The 15612-nt window shown below is 46.0% G+C and carries 19 protein-coding genes; all 19 read right to left on the bottom strand.

What is annotated here, in order from left to right; all coding sequences use genetic code 11:
- Positions 1 to 16: 16 nt before the first annotated feature.
- A complete protein-coding gene (locus B0180_RS05635; protein WP_078256051.1) occupies positions 17 to 685 on the bottom strand; it encodes a phage minor tail protein L in 669 nt (222 codons plus the stop codon).
- 9 nt (positions 686 to 694) lie between these two features.
- Positions 695 to 1087, bottom strand: coding sequence for a hypothetical protein (locus B0180_RS05630; protein WP_233424936.1), 393 nt, complete (start codon positions 1085 to 1087; stop codon positions 695 to 697).
- A gap of 79 nt (positions 1088 to 1166) precedes the next feature.
- Positions 1167 to 1496 carry a phage tail protein gene (locus B0180_RS05625; protein ID WP_078256050.1) on the bottom strand — a complete coding sequence of 110 codons (330 nt, stop codon included), beginning with the start codon at positions 1494 to 1496 and terminating at the stop codon, positions 1167 to 1169.
- Positions 1496 to 5116: a phage tail tape measure protein gene (locus B0180_RS05620; protein WP_078256049.1), complete on the bottom strand. Its 3621-nt coding sequence runs from the start codon at positions 5114 to 5116 to the stop codon at positions 1496 to 1498. The genes B0180_RS05625 and B0180_RS05620 overlap by 1 nt, the downstream gene beginning before the upstream one ends.
- A 60-nt stretch (positions 5117 to 5176) precedes the next feature.
- A complete protein-coding gene (locus tag B0180_RS05615) occupies positions 5177 to 5989 on the bottom strand; it encodes a hypothetical protein (RefSeq protein ID WP_078256048.1) in 813 nt (270 codons plus the stop codon).
- 102 nt (positions 5990 to 6091) lie between these two features.
- The gene (locus tag B0180_RS05610) at positions 6092 to 6349 is read right to left on the bottom strand and encodes a phage tail assembly protein T (RefSeq protein ID WP_078256092.1); all 258 of its coding nucleotides are present in this window, start codon (positions 6347 to 6349) and stop codon (positions 6092 to 6094) included.
- A gap of 77 nt (positions 6350 to 6426) precedes the next feature.
- Positions 6427 to 6756, bottom strand: coding sequence for a phage tail assembly chaperone family protein, TAC (locus tag B0180_RS05605; protein WP_078256047.1), 330 nt, complete (start codon positions 6754 to 6756; stop codon positions 6427 to 6429).
- Positions 6757 to 6773: 17 nt separating this feature from the next.
- On the bottom strand, positions 6774 to 7220 hold the full coding sequence (locus B0180_RS05600) for a hypothetical protein (RefSeq protein WP_078256046.1): 447 nt from the start codon (positions 7218 to 7220) through the stop codon (positions 6774 to 6776).
- A gap of 35 nt (positions 7221 to 7255) precedes the next feature.
- On the bottom strand, positions 7256 to 7603 hold the full coding sequence (locus B0180_RS05595; protein ID WP_078256045.1) for a DUF3168 domain-containing protein: 348 nt from the start codon (positions 7601 to 7603) through the stop codon (positions 7256 to 7258).
- 2 nt (positions 7604 to 7605) lie between these two features.
- Positions 7606 to 8031, bottom strand: coding sequence for an HK97-gp10 family putative phage morphogenesis protein (locus B0180_RS05590; protein WP_078256044.1), 426 nt, complete (start codon positions 8029 to 8031; stop codon positions 7606 to 7608).
- Entirely contained in the window at positions 8028 to 8366 is a 339-nt protein-coding gene (locus B0180_RS05585; RefSeq protein ID WP_078256043.1) for a hypothetical protein, read from the bottom strand. The genes B0180_RS05590 and B0180_RS05585 overlap by 4 nt, the downstream gene beginning before the upstream one ends.
- Positions 8367 to 8527: 161 nt before the next feature.
- The gene (locus tag B0180_RS05575) at positions 8528 to 8836 is read right to left on the bottom strand and encodes a head-tail connector protein (protein ID WP_078256041.1); all 309 of its coding nucleotides are present in this window, start codon (positions 8834 to 8836) and stop codon (positions 8528 to 8530) included.
- Positions 8837 to 8894: 58 nt separating this feature from the next.
- Positions 8895 to 10142, bottom strand: a complete 1248-nt coding sequence (locus B0180_RS05570) for a phage major capsid protein (RefSeq protein WP_078256040.1) — start codon at positions 10140 to 10142, stop codon at positions 8895 to 8897.
- Positions 10143 to 10207: 65 nt separating this feature from the next.
- Positions 10208 to 10936 (bottom strand): HK97 family phage prohead protease, encoded by a 729-nt coding sequence (locus tag B0180_RS05565; RefSeq protein ID WP_233424935.1) that lies wholly within the window; start codon positions 10934 to 10936, stop codon positions 10208 to 10210.
- Positions 10890 to 12161 (bottom strand): phage portal protein, encoded by a 1272-nt coding sequence (locus B0180_RS05560; protein WP_143821280.1) that lies wholly within the window; start codon positions 12159 to 12161, stop codon positions 10890 to 10892. The genes B0180_RS05565 and B0180_RS05560 overlap by 47 nt, the downstream gene beginning before the upstream one ends.
- Positions 12158 to 13897 (bottom strand): terminase large subunit, encoded by a 1740-nt coding sequence (locus tag B0180_RS05555; protein ID WP_078256038.1) that lies wholly within the window; start codon positions 13895 to 13897, stop codon positions 12158 to 12160. Before B0180_RS05555 ends, B0180_RS05560 begins: the two co-directional genes overlap by 4 nt.
- Positions 13894 to 14370, bottom strand: a complete 477-nt coding sequence (locus B0180_RS05550) for a phage terminase small subunit P27 family (RefSeq protein ID WP_078256037.1) — start codon at positions 14368 to 14370, stop codon at positions 13894 to 13896. Before B0180_RS05550 ends, B0180_RS05555 begins: the two co-directional genes overlap by 4 nt.
- A gap of 93 nt (positions 14371 to 14463) precedes the next feature.
- A complete protein-coding gene (locus tag B0180_RS05545; RefSeq protein WP_078256036.1) occupies positions 14464 to 14892 on the bottom strand; it encodes an HNH endonuclease in 429 nt (142 codons plus the stop codon).
- 135 nt (positions 14893 to 15027) lie between these two features.
- The gene (locus B0180_RS05540) at positions 15028 to 15459 is read right to left on the bottom strand and encodes a hypothetical protein (RefSeq protein ID WP_078256035.1); all 432 of its coding nucleotides are present in this window, start codon (positions 15457 to 15459) and stop codon (positions 15028 to 15030) included.
- Positions 15460 to 15612 lie beyond the last annotated feature (153 nt).

Raw genomic sequence — 15612 nt, 5'->3', positions numbered from 1 at the left:
AACTTGGCAAAACCAATCAGATTAACCCCGCTGCAGGATAGCCACCAAATGGTAAGGAATTGCCTTTGCCGTGGCGGATTTCACAGCCGTCAAACCATCCATTGCATCGATCCAGTGCTGGATTGTCCGTTGGCTCATTATTGATTGTGTACATCGCCGTGCCTGTATAGCCACAGCACTCACCGCGATAACCGCCTGTCATCGCCCAGTGGCAATGATGGCCAATCATCCGCACGGGGATTTGGGATTGACCGAAGTCCACAGGGTTTGATAGCTCAAACTCTACAATTTGGCTGTTGGCTCGCTTCTTTTGCTCCACATACCAAATTTGCTTTTTGTACTCTGGATTTGGGCTCATTAGATACTTGGCAAGGGTGGTATAAACGGTGAGCACCGCCCCAACAAAATCACCACGCTGCAGTGTTAAAGCATGCATACCTCCCCAATGTTGACCAAGCTTATTATCAAACACCAGGGTCGGCGTACTCGCTTTACCATCGCCACGTGTCTCAAGTCCGATCGATTGCACCGCTGTTGGTGCGTAGTCTTTACCCTTGAAGGTGATGACATTGCTATCGTGATTGTGAAAATAGTACACATCGCCACCTTGACGACGGGCGTCAAGGCAGTAGAGCATCACCAAGCCTTCAACGGATTGTTTTTGGATATCTGCACTTAACGCCATCACTGTTCCTTATACGGTCTCGGTCATTTGTGTATCGGCGGTCTTGCACAGTACACCAAATTCACCATCGCGATATACGACAGCAAATGCGGTGATTTTGCGCAAGCCATCCCAACCTTTGAGCTGTTGAGTTTGCTGTGATGCCCAGGCGATGAGCTCACCACGGAACACGCTGACGCGGTTACGACGTAGTAAGCCGTTGTTTTCTTCGTTGTTCGTGACTTCAAAGCCGTCGTCTTCTGGGTAGTAAACGATTTCGATATGATTTGCTTTCTCGCCATGATTTGCCATCCATACCCCAACTTGAGAGATGAAATTGCTGATTAGATTGGCTTCTTCACGGCTCATTAGCTGTACTTGCACGCTTTCGCCGTCGGTTTCGATAGTGGTTACATCACTCATAACTGCCTCCAATATAAAAAAGCCCTTGGTTGTCAAGGGCTTGGTTGATGTAAACGACATGGATGTCGTCGAGTTAAAATTAAAACACTTGTTCAAGCTTTAAGCTGATCTGCCAAAAGCTGCCTTTGCGTTGGCTAATGCTATAGCCCTCACAAATGTATTTATTTTTGACACCAAAGGGATTGACCCAGTAAAAGGGCTTAGCGCCTTTGTGTGCATCAATAAACTCCATGATCGGCTTGATCACCGTCTGATAATCACCCGTCTTGGTACCTGACCAAGACTCACGGCGATTATTGATACCGACGCTGACACGCTGTACATAGCCATCATTGTACTGGTTTTTTAGCACGGTTTGGGTGGTCTCGACCGACGCACCCATGTTGAGCTTATAATCAAAGGTCTGCATTAGTACCCCCAGCCTTGGCGGTGTGATTTAGCATCACGCTCGGCAAGCTTATAATCAATGGCATCACCGACCATCTTGCCGATGGTGACGATCAGATCGCCGTTTTGATCTTGTGTTGCCGTGGCAGGCTCACCGCTATAGTTATTGATGATGACTTTGGACTCGCCACGCATAAAGCGATTTGGGTTATCCAAAAACTTGGTCAAGCGGTCGTTATCTCGTGGCTTGACCACACGCTCGCCCTTGTCAAGAATCCAAGTGCCTTCGCGCGGTACGCTGGGGATACCGTCGTGGGCTTGACCAACGACAGGATTTTTGAAAGATTTAATCCGCGCGATAATGCTCGCCGTCTGAGCCACCACTGTTCCCATTGCAGCTAAATTCATTGGAAAAGGGTTGGCTGATGCTAAGGCAATCGCTTGTTGGATTGCTACGCCACTTCTTGCAATCGCCACACTTTGTTCAAGTGCAAATAAAGCTCGATATGCTTTAGACTGTTCGCCAAACATAGACTTGGCAGCAGAAGATAGGCCGCTTGTGATGTGCTCGGCAGAAAGAATGGTTAGCTCACGCTTTGCTGCCAAGTGCGCCGCAAGCAAATCACGCTCCTGCTGATCGTAATCGGCATTGATATCTAGCTGCGCTTGACGTGCATCACTGATGATCTGGAGCTGTTCTTGATATTGCTTGTCCATCTCTGCAGCACTGTTAATACCAGCTATCAATGCATCACTTACACCCTGCAGACCGCTGGAATTACCGAAAGTTGGCATGGTAAAGACCGTTCCAGCTTTTAGATCTTCCTGCAGTTTGCTAAACTTATCAACAAGCTGACTTTGAGCCTCAATGGATAAAATTGCTTGTTGCTGCTCGGATGTAAGCCCACTTTGTGATAATGACCATTGCGCTTCAGCAAGTGGATTATTAGCATTTCTTAGCATGAACAGCTTTTTTTCAAGCTCAAGCTGGACCGCTGATTGCTTGGTTACGAAAATTTTGGCGCGCGACTGTTCGACATACATGTCTTTGATGTTTTGGCTGATGTCACGATAATCTTTAGCCGTTGCAAGCTTGTGTTGCAACTGTTCAATTTCGTTTTTACCAATCATGAGAGTTTCGTCTCTGATTTTCCCCACATCCATAGCAGCATTGACATCGATCTGTATTTTTAAGCGCTCGCGCAAATCATCCAAGACCTCCCGACTGACATCTTGATATTTTTTGGTGTTGGTAATCTCCCAATCCAAAATTTCAAGCTGACTCATCTGAGACGTAACAACCGACTGATGAATACGATCAATTTCATCAAGCACTGCTTGATTGCGCTCAAGCTGATATTTTTGCGCAATCAGTTGTTCAAGCTGACTTGTATCCTCACTATGATATTTACCAACACCTTTATCATAGCCAAAGGCAAACAGAGGATTGTCATTATTAAATAGCGCAATATCGCGCTTAAGCGCTGCAACTTCATTGATGACAGCGTCTTTTGCTTGCTTTGCCAGATCTTTGGCTTGCTTGGCCACAAGCGGTGCTTTATTAGCAATACCAATCGCAAACCCTTCCGCTGCCCACTCGCCGAGCTGCTTCATTACACGCGATGGCGACCGGATGTCCAAAAACTTAGTGATGGCATTTTTCACATTGCTTGCCAAGTCTTTTGCTTTAGCGACAGCAGCGCCAATTTTTTCGTTTATACCGTTGATTAGGCCTTGTACAGCATCACGACCAGCTTGCGTCAAGCTGGTACCTAGAGTCTTGAATGTAGCCAGTACATCGCGCCCAAATTGCTTGAAAATATTGACTGCTGCTTTAGCACCATTCCCAATCGCGGCTTTCACTCCCTCCATGTCGCCACGAATCAGCGCTTTGATGACATTGAACACTGTGCTGACTGTGGTTTTGATCAGACCAAATCCTAAATTAAAAGCGGTGGCAAATCCGCTCAGTGCTGCTTTGATGATTGCACCAATCGCACTCATGCCAAAACTGACAGATGCTTTGATAACTTCAAACGCTGCCAAAGGTATCGTCGAAAAGCCATGCCAGAATGCCTTGGCAGCATCTAATACCACTTCAAGCGTCGCCATCATACCGCTAAAATAGCTTTTGATATTATCAATCGCTGTCTTAATCGGTGCAGGCAGATTATTAAAAATCTCAGCCGCTTTAGCTTTGACGGTTTCCCAATTTTTATAAAGCGCTACACCTGCCGCAATGACGCCAGCGATAGCAACACCAATGGCAAGCATTGGCAAAGTAACAGCGCCCAAGGCTGCGCCCACCAGACCGCTAACAGCAGCAAGCCCACCAAATGCCGCGGTTACCACTGGCACCGCCAAGCCGATGGCACCGATTGCCACCCCCAAGCCAAGTATGACACCTGTTACTGCGGTGATGGTTGAAATCAACTTCGGATTTTCCTGTGCAAACTCCTTGATGCTATTGATCGCCGGTGTTAATTTTTCAACGATGCCAGCTAAAGCAGGTAAAAACGCATCACCGATCGCCGCTTTGGCGTTCTGTGTGGCATTCTTAAACATTTCCATCTGTGCGGCTGCTGTGGCATTGATGTTTGCCGCTTCCGCATTCATAGATCCTGCATATTTGGTAGCATCACCCATCGCTTGCAAATGCCCAGTCAGCGTCTCGGTGCCTGTGACAAGCTGCGATACCACGGGCAGTGCTTCAGCACCAAATATAGCGTTAATGCTCGCTGTTTGAGCTTCTGCAGGCAGTTTTTTAATAGCTTCAAGAACTTTGTTAATCGTGCCCACACTGTCTGTCTGCATACCCTTGGCAACATCTGTATAAGACAACCCAAGGTCGGTAAAAGCATTTTTGGCAGACTTGGCGAGACTGTCGCCCTTGGTTAGCTGAATCATCATATTCTTTAGACCAGTGGCCGCCACATCAGGCTTAACGCCTGTTAGGCTGGCTGCCATGGCTGCGATTTGATCAGATGACACACCAGCAATCTCACCCAAAGGACCGATGGTTTGGACAACCTGCATGATATTTGCAGCCGCATTTGGTGAATTATTGCCCAGATAGTTAATTTTATCAGCTAAGGTTTCGACTTCTGTCTGCGACATCTTAAATGCTGTGCGCATCTCTGCCATGGCCTGACCAGCTTCTTCAGCAGTAATGTCAAATGCGGTGCCCATCTTGGCCGCTGCTTCAGTAAATTTGACAATTTCATCAGCAGCAATACCCGATTGACCTGCCGCCGCGGCAATTTTGGCAAGTCCATCGAAAGCGATTGGTACTTGAGTTGATAAGTTTTCCAGCTCGCGTCGCATATTCACCAAGCCATCGGGCGTGTCAAAATCCACGACTTTTTTAACTTCTGCAAGGGCTGATTCAAACTTCATCGCTTCATCAGTTGTGGATTTGATGCCGGCACCGATGGCGACCAAACCTGCCGCGCTTGCGGCGCCAACTGCGCGAAATGTACCTAATGCCTTTTCATATTTTCGGCTAAATCTGTCAAGCCTGTTATGTATCTCTTCATTCTTTTTTGCAAAAGCGTTAAGATTATCAGAGGCTTGTTTCATGCCGCGATCAAACGCTGTCGTCGTTGCTTCAAGCACAATTTGTAATTTTGATACAGTACTCATCTCTTAGCCCATAAAAAAACCCTTACCAACAAGTGATAAGGGTTTTTATTTAAGTTGATATTATTTTGAGGGGAATGCGTGGCGACGATAAGCCCTTACAAGACCTTGTGGCTTATCGACATAAATAGCAGCAGTTGCAAGTTTAGCTTCGCCTGCGCCAGCTTTAGCATAGATGGTGAATACATCGGCATCAAGCAACTCTTTGTAGTCATAGTAGGTGCTATCATGTAAGATAGGCTTTAACTCACCTTGACCAATGCGATAACCAATGACGCTTGCAGTATTAGCTTCTAACCATGATGCTTTATCGCCTTCTTCTTTTATGCCCGACCAGCCAAAATTATCCAAAATATGTAGCGTGCTTAAGCTAAATCTAACCGTATAGCTATAATAGTCCATCTTGATATTCGGATAAATAAAGCCGGTATTGCTAAATATCGGTATGCTCGCTCCAAAACCATTTGAATCATAAGGAAAAGCATTGATTAGCGTTGCATAATTTTTTGCCTTAATTTCAATATAATCTTTGGTGCTATTAATGCTAACTCCGTCTTGACTGTATTTATAAATTGGTGATGAATACTCTCCTGACTTAGGTGGATTTGGAAATATAGCATCTTTTTTCCATCGAGTAATTAGTGTTAATTTATCATCAGTATTGTCAAATTCCAATAATAAATTAGTTCGATCTGCTGATTGATCGGCAAAGTTAACAATCTTTTTCTGCGTAATAATAGCATTATTATTAACGCCGTTTGAGGTTCTTACTTGCGCGGCTTGAGACGAAGCTATCAAACCTTCAATCAGGGTATCAATACTATCAATATCTGCACTACTGTGAACATTTTCTGCGTTTGCATTAAATGAAGTCATGCAGATCAATCCGACCAATAATTTATTAAGTACATTTAACTTCTTCATAATGTCATCTCGATACAATGTTAAAATTATTGTACTTAACTCATTATGAAAAATTCAAGCCCTATTATTCAACATTGCAATTAACTCCATTACTTCAGCCCTTGCTTCAGCAATAGTTTGAGCGTTTTTGAGCTCCGCAAGCTGCTCTTCGGTCATAGGGTTCGGGTCTATAGGCATAAAGTCAACCATGCTGTGGTTTTTATCACCGTACAGCCTAGACATCCAATAAGCAGTTTGGATGTCTTGACGAAAACCGCCTATTGGATCAATGATGTCAAAAGCTTGCCATTCCATAAACTCAGAAAAACTCATAGAATGCGCAAGCTCACCGACGGTTTTGCCGAGATGAGCCGCCAATTTAAACAAAAACCGGCGGTCCAAATCGACAATTAATCCTTTTTTAGCTCTTCAATCTTCTTGTCAAAGCCATTAACTTCATTAATCATTCCAACTAACTCAGTCATTGTATCCGCGTGCATTTTGCCAAGCTCACCAATATCTGTTTCGCCAAAAATACGCTTGCCATTCTCATCACATACTGAAAAAGCTACCATTTTTAGCGATGTCTTAATACTGTCTATGCTCTCATCAGACAGCTTGCTCTGCTCTGCAATTGTCAGCTTTTTAATATATACCGTGCCCACGCCCTCAAGTTCATAAGCCGCTGGTGCGCCCAAATTGCCAAGGGCGGCAAGCAATTCTTTTTTATTCATACCCATATTCTCTCTTTAATATGTTACTCAGTAAGTTCTTTGGTTTCTTCGCCAGTGATCAAAAATTTGCCTTTTTTGCGAATTTTTTTGGTCGTATCTTCGGCATCAGTGGTTAAATCGCTGATGATTGCTTTAAACTGTCGGCTTTCAGTCGGCGCTTCGACAAATTTAAGCTGCACATACAGCTCTTTATTGCCATCGTAAGATGATTGCAAAAGCTGGTGGGTGGCATCATCAGGAATGAGCACATACTCAAATTCAACTTCCGAATTTTCTTTGTAATCGACTGGTACTTGTACCTGTCTGCGGTCATCAGTCGCCGTGATGTCATCTAACACTTTGGTGTCAGATGGTACGCCGCACTTAGTTAAGCGTTCAATTTTTTTAAAGCTTGAGCTTGCACCCGTTGCTGAGACCAGCACCTGATAAAAGCTGTCTTTAGTTTTTTCGACTGTGTTTTGAGTCGCCATGGTTTTGCTCCATAAAAAACCCCTGTTTGGGGCGGTTAAAAGAAAGTTTGCCAAAATTCATACTCTAAGATGGCACGGTATTGGCCGCTGTCATAATGATGCTGTACGCCAAGGTAGTTGCTTGGTGTAATGCTGTCTAGCCGTCCGATGACACGGCTTGTCAACGCCAACATCTTGTCATATTGATCATGGTACACATCGATTTGCACGCTCACCCATTCATGACCTGTCACGCCATCAAGCGTGTTATCCGGATTGGTATTGATAATTTGATAAACAATATAGCTATCGGCTTTCTCTGCAACCTCAGGCACAAACAGCGGATAAACGCGTTTATCAACTAAGTCAGCCAGCAGCTGATAAATTTTTTCACTTGCTTGCATGACTACCCCATGATCTTATCAATACGTTGCCCAAGTTTCTGGGCAAATCGGTCAGTTGCATTGTCTTTGTTTGATTGAAATGCAGGTCGAATAAATGGGGTGGCTGGACGCCCCCTTGCTCCATATTCTTCATGAAAAATAAAGTAATAAGCATTGGTACGCTCTTCACGCTTACCCTTTAATGCCACATAAATACCGACGGCTGCGCCATCTATATTAGAACTCGCCCCCTTTGTTAATCTCCTCCGCTTAAGAGATGCTTTAATTACACCTGTTAAAAATGGGGCGTTGGCTTTGGCTTGATTTAGCATAGGGGTGCTCGAATACATCAGAGATTGGTACAAGGTACCGCCAGTATCTCTATTACCAACCACATCACGCAACTCATGCAGTTTGTCGTTGAGTTCTTTGAAGCCTTCAAGTTTCATCGATACACCGCCTTGGCGATGATGATTTTTTTGTTATCTTGTGGCACTGGCATCAGCCCGATCACTTCGTACAGCATATTAGTACCGTCCAGCACCTGAACCTTGTCAGACGGTATAATGTCCGTCTCATAGTCCACGTGTAGCTTAGCATCCATGCTCATGCCCTGAGCTTTGGCTTGCACAAATTCTCTTGAGCCGACAGGTAGTAATTCACAAAATGTCTGAGTTGTGATATCCTGACCTGCCACCACAGCCCCTGTTTTACTGCGTGTTGGCGGCGAAATGCGGATGATATTAATCGGTGTTTTGAGTTTATTACGGCTTAAACGTACCATACCGCCTCCTTTCTATTTGTTCTTTGACTTTTCGCCTCTCGCGCTCATGCTCTTTTTTGGCAGCCACAAACATAGGCAAAAATACAAATAGAAAAGCGAAAAACATAACTGCCACTACTAACACTAAAGCCAATAAAACATAAAAAAACAAAGATTCCATATTAAACTCCCATTTTTCGATATTTGTGAACTAAGCGATCATAGGCAGGATTGTCATACATCTGCTCGACTTGCTGACTGGTACGATGATCATACAATGTGCCAATCGTCATTAAAATTGCTTGGCGTAGCGGTGTTTTGGTTTCCCCAGTAGCTGTCAAGCAGATTTCATCATCAAGCGGCCTATCTATGTCATCTTCAACAAATTGTATGGCGACAGGTATTAAGCTTAAAATATACTCATCGCTAATCGTATGCGTAATAGCAAGACTCTTTTTGACTTCATCCAAGGTTAATTCTGGATTAATCATAGATATATTCCCAATCAATAAAAGCCCTGTCGGTCAATCAACAGGGCTTTTTATCATTTTACTCTTCTTCGACTTCCGATGCTGCAGTGAGATCGCCAGTGACGCAAGCGTCAGGCATACGCACGCCAAAGGCTGCACGCATCTCAGCACGGATAGTAACCAAGTTTTTGACAAAGTTATCGCGGTCTTCGGTCGATAGCTCCACCGCCACATCTTGCCGAATATAGCCATCAGTTGCCATGGTGATATTACCAATCCAGTATTTACCCGCTGGCATACCTGCAGACTGGATCACACGCACACCCCACAGTACAGGTGTCACCGTCGCACCTGGTGAGCCAAAGATGTAATGGCCGTCGGTACCCTTAGTGCGCTCAATCTTTGACCAATCTTCAGGGTTTAGGATGACTACATCAGGCGGTACGAAACTAGCAAATGCTTTGGCTTTAGCAGCTGATACGGTGTCAATGGCATTTGTATCGGCAGGTAGTACGACTGAGTTACCCTCTTTTAGCAGACCGCTGAATGACGTGGTGTTGCCGTTAATTACCAGATATTCAAGCTTCAGACGGATGCCGTACGCCATACGGCCACGGATATATGCCACCAACGCAGGCATATCAGCAAGTAGCTGGTTGGTAACGCGTACCCAGTGGGCTACGACTGAGACGGTCAGCTCTTCAATCTTAAAGTTTAGTGTGCTCTCCGGTTTTTCTTTACCTTCCTCAACAACATCAGCCATAAAAGTATGCGCTGACTCTTTAAGCAGTGGGATTAAAGACTCGCTAACAGGCGTCCAGTTAATTAGATCAACAATAGTTAGAGGCTGCTCAACCGTCGGCATGAATTCAACATTGCCAGCTTTGACAAGCACCGCATTTTTACCACTGATACTGCCCAAGCCAATCGTGTTGCGCACATTAAATTCGCCATCTAGCACCATTTTGCCGCGCGCTTTGGTGATGGCTTTGGCTTGATCTAGCACCGCTTCATTGCGTGCCAACAAAGCACCGATGTCATTGGGGTCATTGCGACCCTCGAGCACACCTTCAACCAGCTTTTGCTCAACTTCGGTTAGGCGGGCTGATAGCTCATTGGCCTGCTCAACTTGAGCGGTCAGCTCTTTGAGTGCGTCACGAGTTTCTTTGTCGGCTTCGCCGTAGCTGTCGATCGCTGATTTGTGCTTTTCAATCAAGCCATCAACTTCTGTTAGGCGTAATTTTAGCTGTTTGGCAATAGCTTCAAAGTCGCTTGGGCTGCCGCCATCACGAGTTTGCATTGCAGTGTGTAGAGATGTTTTTTTCATAAAGTTTCCTTAAGGTTGGTATGAAAAAAGCCCATCAGATGACGGGCTTGGGGTTTTGGTCTAGGTTATAACTCAAGATGTGCCAAGGCACGGGTGAGTGATTCGACTTCTTGAGATGGCTCAGGGTGTAGAATGTCGTCAAGCTTGCCAATAAATGATCTGGCTTGTGCTTCGCTCATGCCAAAGGCGCTCAGCATTCGTGTGGCGTCCGCTTCGCTCTCAATGGCATCAATGCTGTGATCTGACTCAATGCGTGCCGCACGATCTGACGGCTCATCAACGATGCTAATCTCGTATAGATCAGCGCGCTTGATGATAATTCGATCATCTTGCTCATCATAGTCCATCGGTGCCACCGGATAAAAGCAAATTGACAATCCATCAATGGTACCGTGTGCCATCATCGCTTTGACATCTTCGGCGATGGCTAGATTGGCGGTCAGCTCACCAGTGACTTTAAGACCGATATCATCTTCTTCGAGTCGCACCCATTTACCAATACGGCGGCGAATCGGCGTATCCACGAAGTCGCGCCATCCGTGGTTATAGTACATATACACGGATTTGACTTGGGCTTTGACCTGACTGATCAGCTCAGCGAATGCACCACGGGCGAACTGCTCCCCGTAGGTGTTCACGCTATCCCATTTGACGGCGTAGCCAGTGAATTGATAGGTCGCGCGGGGATTTTTGCCCTGTACAAATCGGATGTTACTGTCATTCATAGGCAGTAGACGCACAGGTAAATCACGCCTCATCTGACTGCGACAAGCTGGTTTCTTGGTTGTTGACATCGTTAATCTCTCTATTAGTGCTGATGGCATCAAGCGTGCCCATGTTAATCTGCATATACAGATGATCTCCACCTGTTTTCTGCGGTCGCCCTTCTTCATGACGTACTTCATTTGGGGTCATCTGCCCGCTGGCAATCGCTGAGCGGTAGCTATCGACGCGCTCTTTGAATGACGCACGGAGCACCGCATCAGCGTCGAACTCAAATTCATACTTACCCCAGTCTTTACGTGGCAAAAGATTGGTCAGCATGGATAATTCCAGCTTCTCAAGATACGGCCGTAGGTTGAACTTGTAAAACGCATCAATCATCGACTGGATACCTGTGCCCCAATTCGACGACTGCGAACTGTCATTAATCAGGATGGACGGAACGCCAAAAATCCTGCCAATTTCTTCGATGCTGTATCGGCGTGTCGATAGCAGCTCAATATCACTAGGTGTTAGACTCACCGCTTCAAACTTCATATCCAGCGGTAGCACTGGGATACTGGTTTCGCTACCCGAGACCAGTCCGCCAAGCTCTTCGCGCAATACTTGACGCTGCTCTGCCGTCGGATTGCCTTTTGTCATCAGTACGCCGGTAGGCTTAGCACCATTGACCATTAGGCTTGTTACCTTGTCATCAGCGCTATCAGCCACGGCGACGGCTTTGCGTGCGTGCGCCAGTGGCGACATGCCGACCGTGCCCGTGCCAAATAGCTTGACATGCCAAATCTCATCGGGCGTGTAGTCTTTCGTGAGTCCAGCGCTGAGATTGTCGGTCAGTGTGCGCCGATAAATCAGCTTGCCACGCTCCACAATGACATCCATATTTGCTGAATTGACGATATCCAAGCTGACAATGCGATCACTGCTTTGACTCAGCTTACCCTTGATAATATAAGCATTGCCGCTACTGACAAGATTTAGCATAAGCTGCTCAAAAAACTCAATGCGTGTCTGACGTGCATTAGGCTTGTATCTAAGCAAATTAATCAGCTCATGGTCTGCCTTGGCTCGATTGCCATCTTTATCAATTTTATACATTTCAAGAGGCAAGCTTGATACAGTCTCAGAAAGCAATCTGATACTTGCAAATACCGCCGATACCGTCATGGCACTGTCAAAAGTGACTGTCTTACTGGTTTTGGGTGTGCCTGTGATGGGCGTGGCGTACTGACTGCCTGTGGCAGGATCGCTTGGTGCAAGCCCAAACCACGCTTTAATGCTGTTAAATACGCTCATGCTTTAATACTCACAAAATCTGCCAAATAGTCATCTAATTGGCTGCTAAAATCATTACTTGGCAAATCGCCCGTCTCTGCGTAGTGGTACGCACGGTTGCTAGCGATAATACCTGCAATGGCAGGGTCAATCTTACTGTCATCACTCTCTTTACGCGGAAAAACATTGCCATTGGCGTCGGGCTTTACCGTGACATTACCCATGCCGTAAGTGAGTACAGGGTTGTTGTTATGATGCAGCCTACCAGCCAATAACATCGCTGAGATCCATTTCATTGGCTCAGACAAATGACGCACATTCTGCGGTACTTCCACCATGTTTACATTGTTTTCCATGGCGCGCATGGCGAAATACATGGCGTTAAACGGGTCGTAGCCGCACTCAATGATATTGTAATGACTGTTGTCACTGTACAAATCACGCTCGATGCGGTCAAAGTCAGTGATATTGCCATCGGTCACAGTCAGCCACCCTTGACGCTCCCACATCTGGTATAGCTTTTGGTTGCGGTGCTGGGCGTCCAACCGTGCCCGGTTAATGTAATTATCACTGAACCAATAGTAATGTTGTTCGCCGTCAATCGTGCGCACAAAGATTTTGTTTTTACTTGCTAAGTCTTGCTTGCTTGCCAAATCAAGACCGACAAAACAAGGGTCATCGGCAAAATCTGACTCTTTTAGGCTGCTGTCGCCTGCTTTCGTCCATAGATCCATGTTAAGCCAGCCACTTCGTGCCGCCACCCAAACGCACAGATGCTTGGTGAGAAAGTCGGTCAAGGCTTCAGGGTCAATCTTGGCACGCTGGCACGCTGCATCCAGCGCTTCTTTGCTGACTGAGATGCCGTAGTTAGGATTGGCTTTTTGCCAGGTTTTCGGGCTGGTCCAGTCATCACCATCATCCATCGTAAAAATGATGCCGAAATAGCGGTCATGACTTTCAATCCCAGATAGCACCTTGGTCACTAGGGTCCGCTGCTGATAACACACGCCGTCCAAGTTAAAGCCCGCGGTGGTGATAGCAAACAAAAGGGGCTGTGTTCTAGCCCCCATACCTGTTGCGATAACCTCATAAGTGTCATTGGTCTTATGAGCGTGCAGCTCATCAACAATGCCGCAGTGGATATTCAAGCCGTCCAAGTTGCCGCCATAGTCACGGCTAACAGGCTTAAAACTTGACATGCTCGCCATACAGCTTAAAGCGTGCATCTCTACCTTGATACCCATAGCTTTTTGCATATCTGGGCGTTTTCGCACCATGCCTTGAGCCGTCTCAAAGACAATGCGCGCTTGGTCGCGGGTCGTCGCCGCACTATACACTTCTGCCCCCTGCTCGCCATCTGCGAAGCACATATACAGGGCAATGCCAGCCGCCAAAGTTGATTTTGCGTTTTTACGCGGTACTTCAACATAGGCAAAGCGAAAGCGACGACGACCGTCGAAATCAACCCAGCCAAACAAATTTGCTAAGATAAAAATTTGCCAAGGCTCTAGTAAAATCAGCTCGCCTTTGTTTGCAAGCTCGCCTTTGATGTGCGGCAATAGCTCAATAAAGCGACAAGCGCGCTCGACTCGCTTGGCATCAAACTCAAACTCATAACCAGATTTTTGAGTTTTGGCCAAGTCATCAATGAAACGCTGACATGCCTGACGCACATAATTACACGCCACGATCTTGCCACTTAATACATCATTGGCGTATTCACTGGCAATGCTGGCATAAGCAACAATATCACTCATGAGATTTTAGTAAACTGGTCAAATTCGTTGGCGAACAAGTCGCCTTGTTCTATATCTACCTTGATGGATGATCTGGCCGCTGGTGTCATGCCAAACTCACGCCCCAAGGCAACCAATTGTTTTTGCAAAGTATTTCTCAGTTGAAATAAAACAGACTGCACTTCAAAGCCGTTTGGTGTGATCACCATACATTTCTCAAGACTATCAATTCGTTCGCAGACTTCGCCATATCTGGCAGCGGTCTCAGCATAGCTACCAAAAATATCGCCATCAATGACTGACAATAATCCTAGTGCAACCAATTCTGGGCCTGTTTTATGCCAAATTTTTTTAGCTTTGGCATCCAGCCAATCAGGGCAAGCTGGTAAACTGAGTTCTGGCTGCGCTTGATACTTAAGCGCAACTTCGCGGTCGCCACGAATGCGACCGCCTTCCAGCTTTTTTAGCTGGGTAGGTTTGCGAGGACGTGACATTATTTTTTCCTTAAAAATTAGGGTATACCCCCTATGGAGTTTTGACCACGCAAATAAAAGCTTGGGGCGGCGGGTTCCTAGCAACAAGCGATTTTACTTTGAAACACCCCCATCCCTATTCGCCAATGGCAAAAGTGCCGTGGTCAGTTTTCGGTCGATGGTATTTGTTTTGTGGTCGTGGCAGGTCTTGCATAGAGCTTGCCAATTACTTATGTCCCAAAAGCGGGCTTGATTGCCACGGTGTGGAATGATGTGATCCACCACAGTGGCTGCTACCAAGAGACCATTGGCTTGGCACATCACACACAATGGATTATCATCCAAGAATGCTAGGCGAGCATGACGCCATCTGCTGTCATAGCCTCGCTTGGACGCCGATGGTCGTTTGTCTTTATATCTTTGCTTGGGCACGATGGCATCTGGAAAACCTGGCTTAAGCTGATGCAGCTTGCATCTGCCATGAGCAACTGCTTTGGCATTGCAACCAGCAGCCTTGCATAATGTGCTTGGTGCGATGGGCATGGTAATTATCCAATAAAAAACCCCTACAGCTAGACGCTGCAAGGGCTTGCTAATGTTTAATGAATTTAATACAGCTGTTAAATATATACTAATCAGCTATCATAGCAAAATAGTATCAAAAAGTGTCTCATTCTGTCAATAGCCAAATTCACATTTTTTGCCCAGCTGTTGACGGACGCAGTTAGCGACGTCTTCGGCGCTATTGGTGATGTAAGCAATAATAGCTGTAATAGCTTGGTCAGCATGAATGCGATAATACTGAGCGCGGCTGACACCAAGGCAGGCTGATCTATCTTTGCTGCAGAATGCTGGGCGTTCGCCCGACTTAAGCGGATAGCTGATTTCTTCAAGCGCTGCATCAACAACCGCTTGATGATATTTGGTTGGCACTGCTTTAAGTTCTTCGGCCATGTTCTTCATCAAGCATGATGATAGCTTGGCGCGGCAAATCTGATCACCATAGAAATAATAGCGATAGCAAGCATCAGCGAAATCATCAACCTTGGCAAAGCTTTCGGCAGCAGCGATCAAGTGGTGGCGCGGTGGGCTTGGCGTGGCATATCTCATAAAATTCCCCTGTGATGATGTGTGATGGGTATTATCTGATGTTGTGAAAGGTACTGGCAACCCTTAGCACACCCTTAGCATTTTGATTTTTCTAAGTGATTGATATTGTTATTATTAAAATTAAGTGTGAAGGGTGTGAAGGGTGTGAAGGGT

Source organism: Moraxella canis, assembly GCF_002014965.1.
Taxonomy (GTDB): domain Bacteria; phylum Pseudomonadota; class Gammaproteobacteria; order Pseudomonadales; family Moraxellaceae; genus Moraxella; species Moraxella canis.
This window is presented reverse-complemented; position numbering and strand designations above follow the sequence as displayed.

What these genes read in the sequence shown, in the direction of transcription:
- B0180_RS05635 (WP_078256051.1), bottom strand. Translation starts at nt 685, where the DNA reads ATGGCGTTAAGTGCAGATATCCAAAAACAATCCGTTGAAGGCTTGGTG.
- B0180_RS05630 (WP_233424936.1), bottom strand. Translation starts at nt 1,087, where the DNA reads ATGAGTGATGTAACCACTATCGAAACCGACGGCGAAAGCGTGCAAGTA.
- B0180_RS05625 (WP_078256050.1), bottom strand. Translation starts at nt 1,496, where the DNA reads ATGCAGACCTTTGATTATAAGCTCAACATGGGTGCGTCGGTCGAGACC.
- B0180_RS05620 (WP_078256049.1), bottom strand. Translation starts at nt 5,116, where the DNA reads ATGAGTACTGTATCAAAATTACAAATTGTGCTTGAAGCAACGACGACA.
- B0180_RS05615 (WP_078256048.1), bottom strand. Translation starts at nt 5,989, where the DNA reads ATGACTTCATTTAATGCAAACGCAGAAAATGTTCACAGTAGTGCAGAT.
- B0180_RS05610 (WP_078256092.1), bottom strand. Translation starts at nt 6,349, where the DNA reads ATGAGTTTTTCTGAGTTTATGGAATGGCAAGCTTTTGACATCATTGAT.
- B0180_RS05605 (WP_078256047.1), bottom strand. Translation starts at nt 6,756, where the DNA reads ATGGGTATGAATAAAAAAGAATTGCTTGCCGCCCTTGGCAATTTGGGC.
- B0180_RS05600 (WP_078256046.1), bottom strand. Translation starts at nt 7,220, where the DNA reads ATGGCGACTCAAAACACAGTCGAAAAAACTAAAGACAGCTTTTATCAG.
- B0180_RS05595 (WP_078256045.1), bottom strand. Translation starts at nt 7,603, where the DNA reads ATGCAAGCAAGTGAAAAAATTTATCAGCTGCTGGCTGACTTAGTTGAT.
- B0180_RS05590 (WP_078256044.1), bottom strand. Translation starts at nt 8,031, where the DNA reads ATGAAACTTGAAGGCTTCAAAGAACTCAACGACAAACTGCATGAGTTG.
- B0180_RS05585 (WP_078256043.1), bottom strand. Translation starts at nt 8,366, where the DNA reads ATGGTACGTTTAAGCCGTAATAAACTCAAAACACCGATTAATATCATC.
- B0180_RS05575 (WP_078256041.1), bottom strand. Translation starts at nt 8,836, where the DNA reads ATGATTAATCCAGAATTAACCTTGGATGAAGTCAAAAAGAGTCTTGCT.
- B0180_RS05570 (WP_078256040.1), bottom strand. Translation starts at nt 10,142, where the DNA reads ATGAAAAAAACATCTCTACACACTGCAATGCAAACTCGTGATGGCGGC.
- B0180_RS05565 (WP_233424935.1), bottom strand. Translation starts at nt 10,936, where the DNA reads ATGTCAACAACCAAGAAACCAGCTTGTCGCAGTCAGATGAGGCGTGAT.
- B0180_RS05560 (WP_143821280.1), bottom strand. Translation starts at nt 12,161, where the DNA reads ATGAGCGTATTTAACAGCATTAAAGCGTGGTTTGGGCTTGCACCAAGC.
- B0180_RS05555 (WP_078256038.1), bottom strand. Translation starts at nt 13,897, where the DNA reads ATGAGTGATATTGTTGCTTATGCCAGCATTGCCAGTGAATACGCCAAT.
- B0180_RS05550 (WP_078256037.1), bottom strand. Translation starts at nt 14,370, where the DNA reads ATGTCACGTCCTCGCAAACCTACCCAGCTAAAAAAGCTGGAAGGCGGT.
- B0180_RS05545 (WP_078256036.1), bottom strand. Translation starts at nt 14,892, where the DNA reads ATGCCCATCGCACCAAGCACATTATGCAAGGCTGCTGGTTGCAATGCC.
- B0180_RS05540 (WP_078256035.1), bottom strand. Translation starts at nt 15,459, where the DNA reads ATGAGATATGCCACGCCAAGCCCACCGCGCCACCACTTGATCGCTGCT.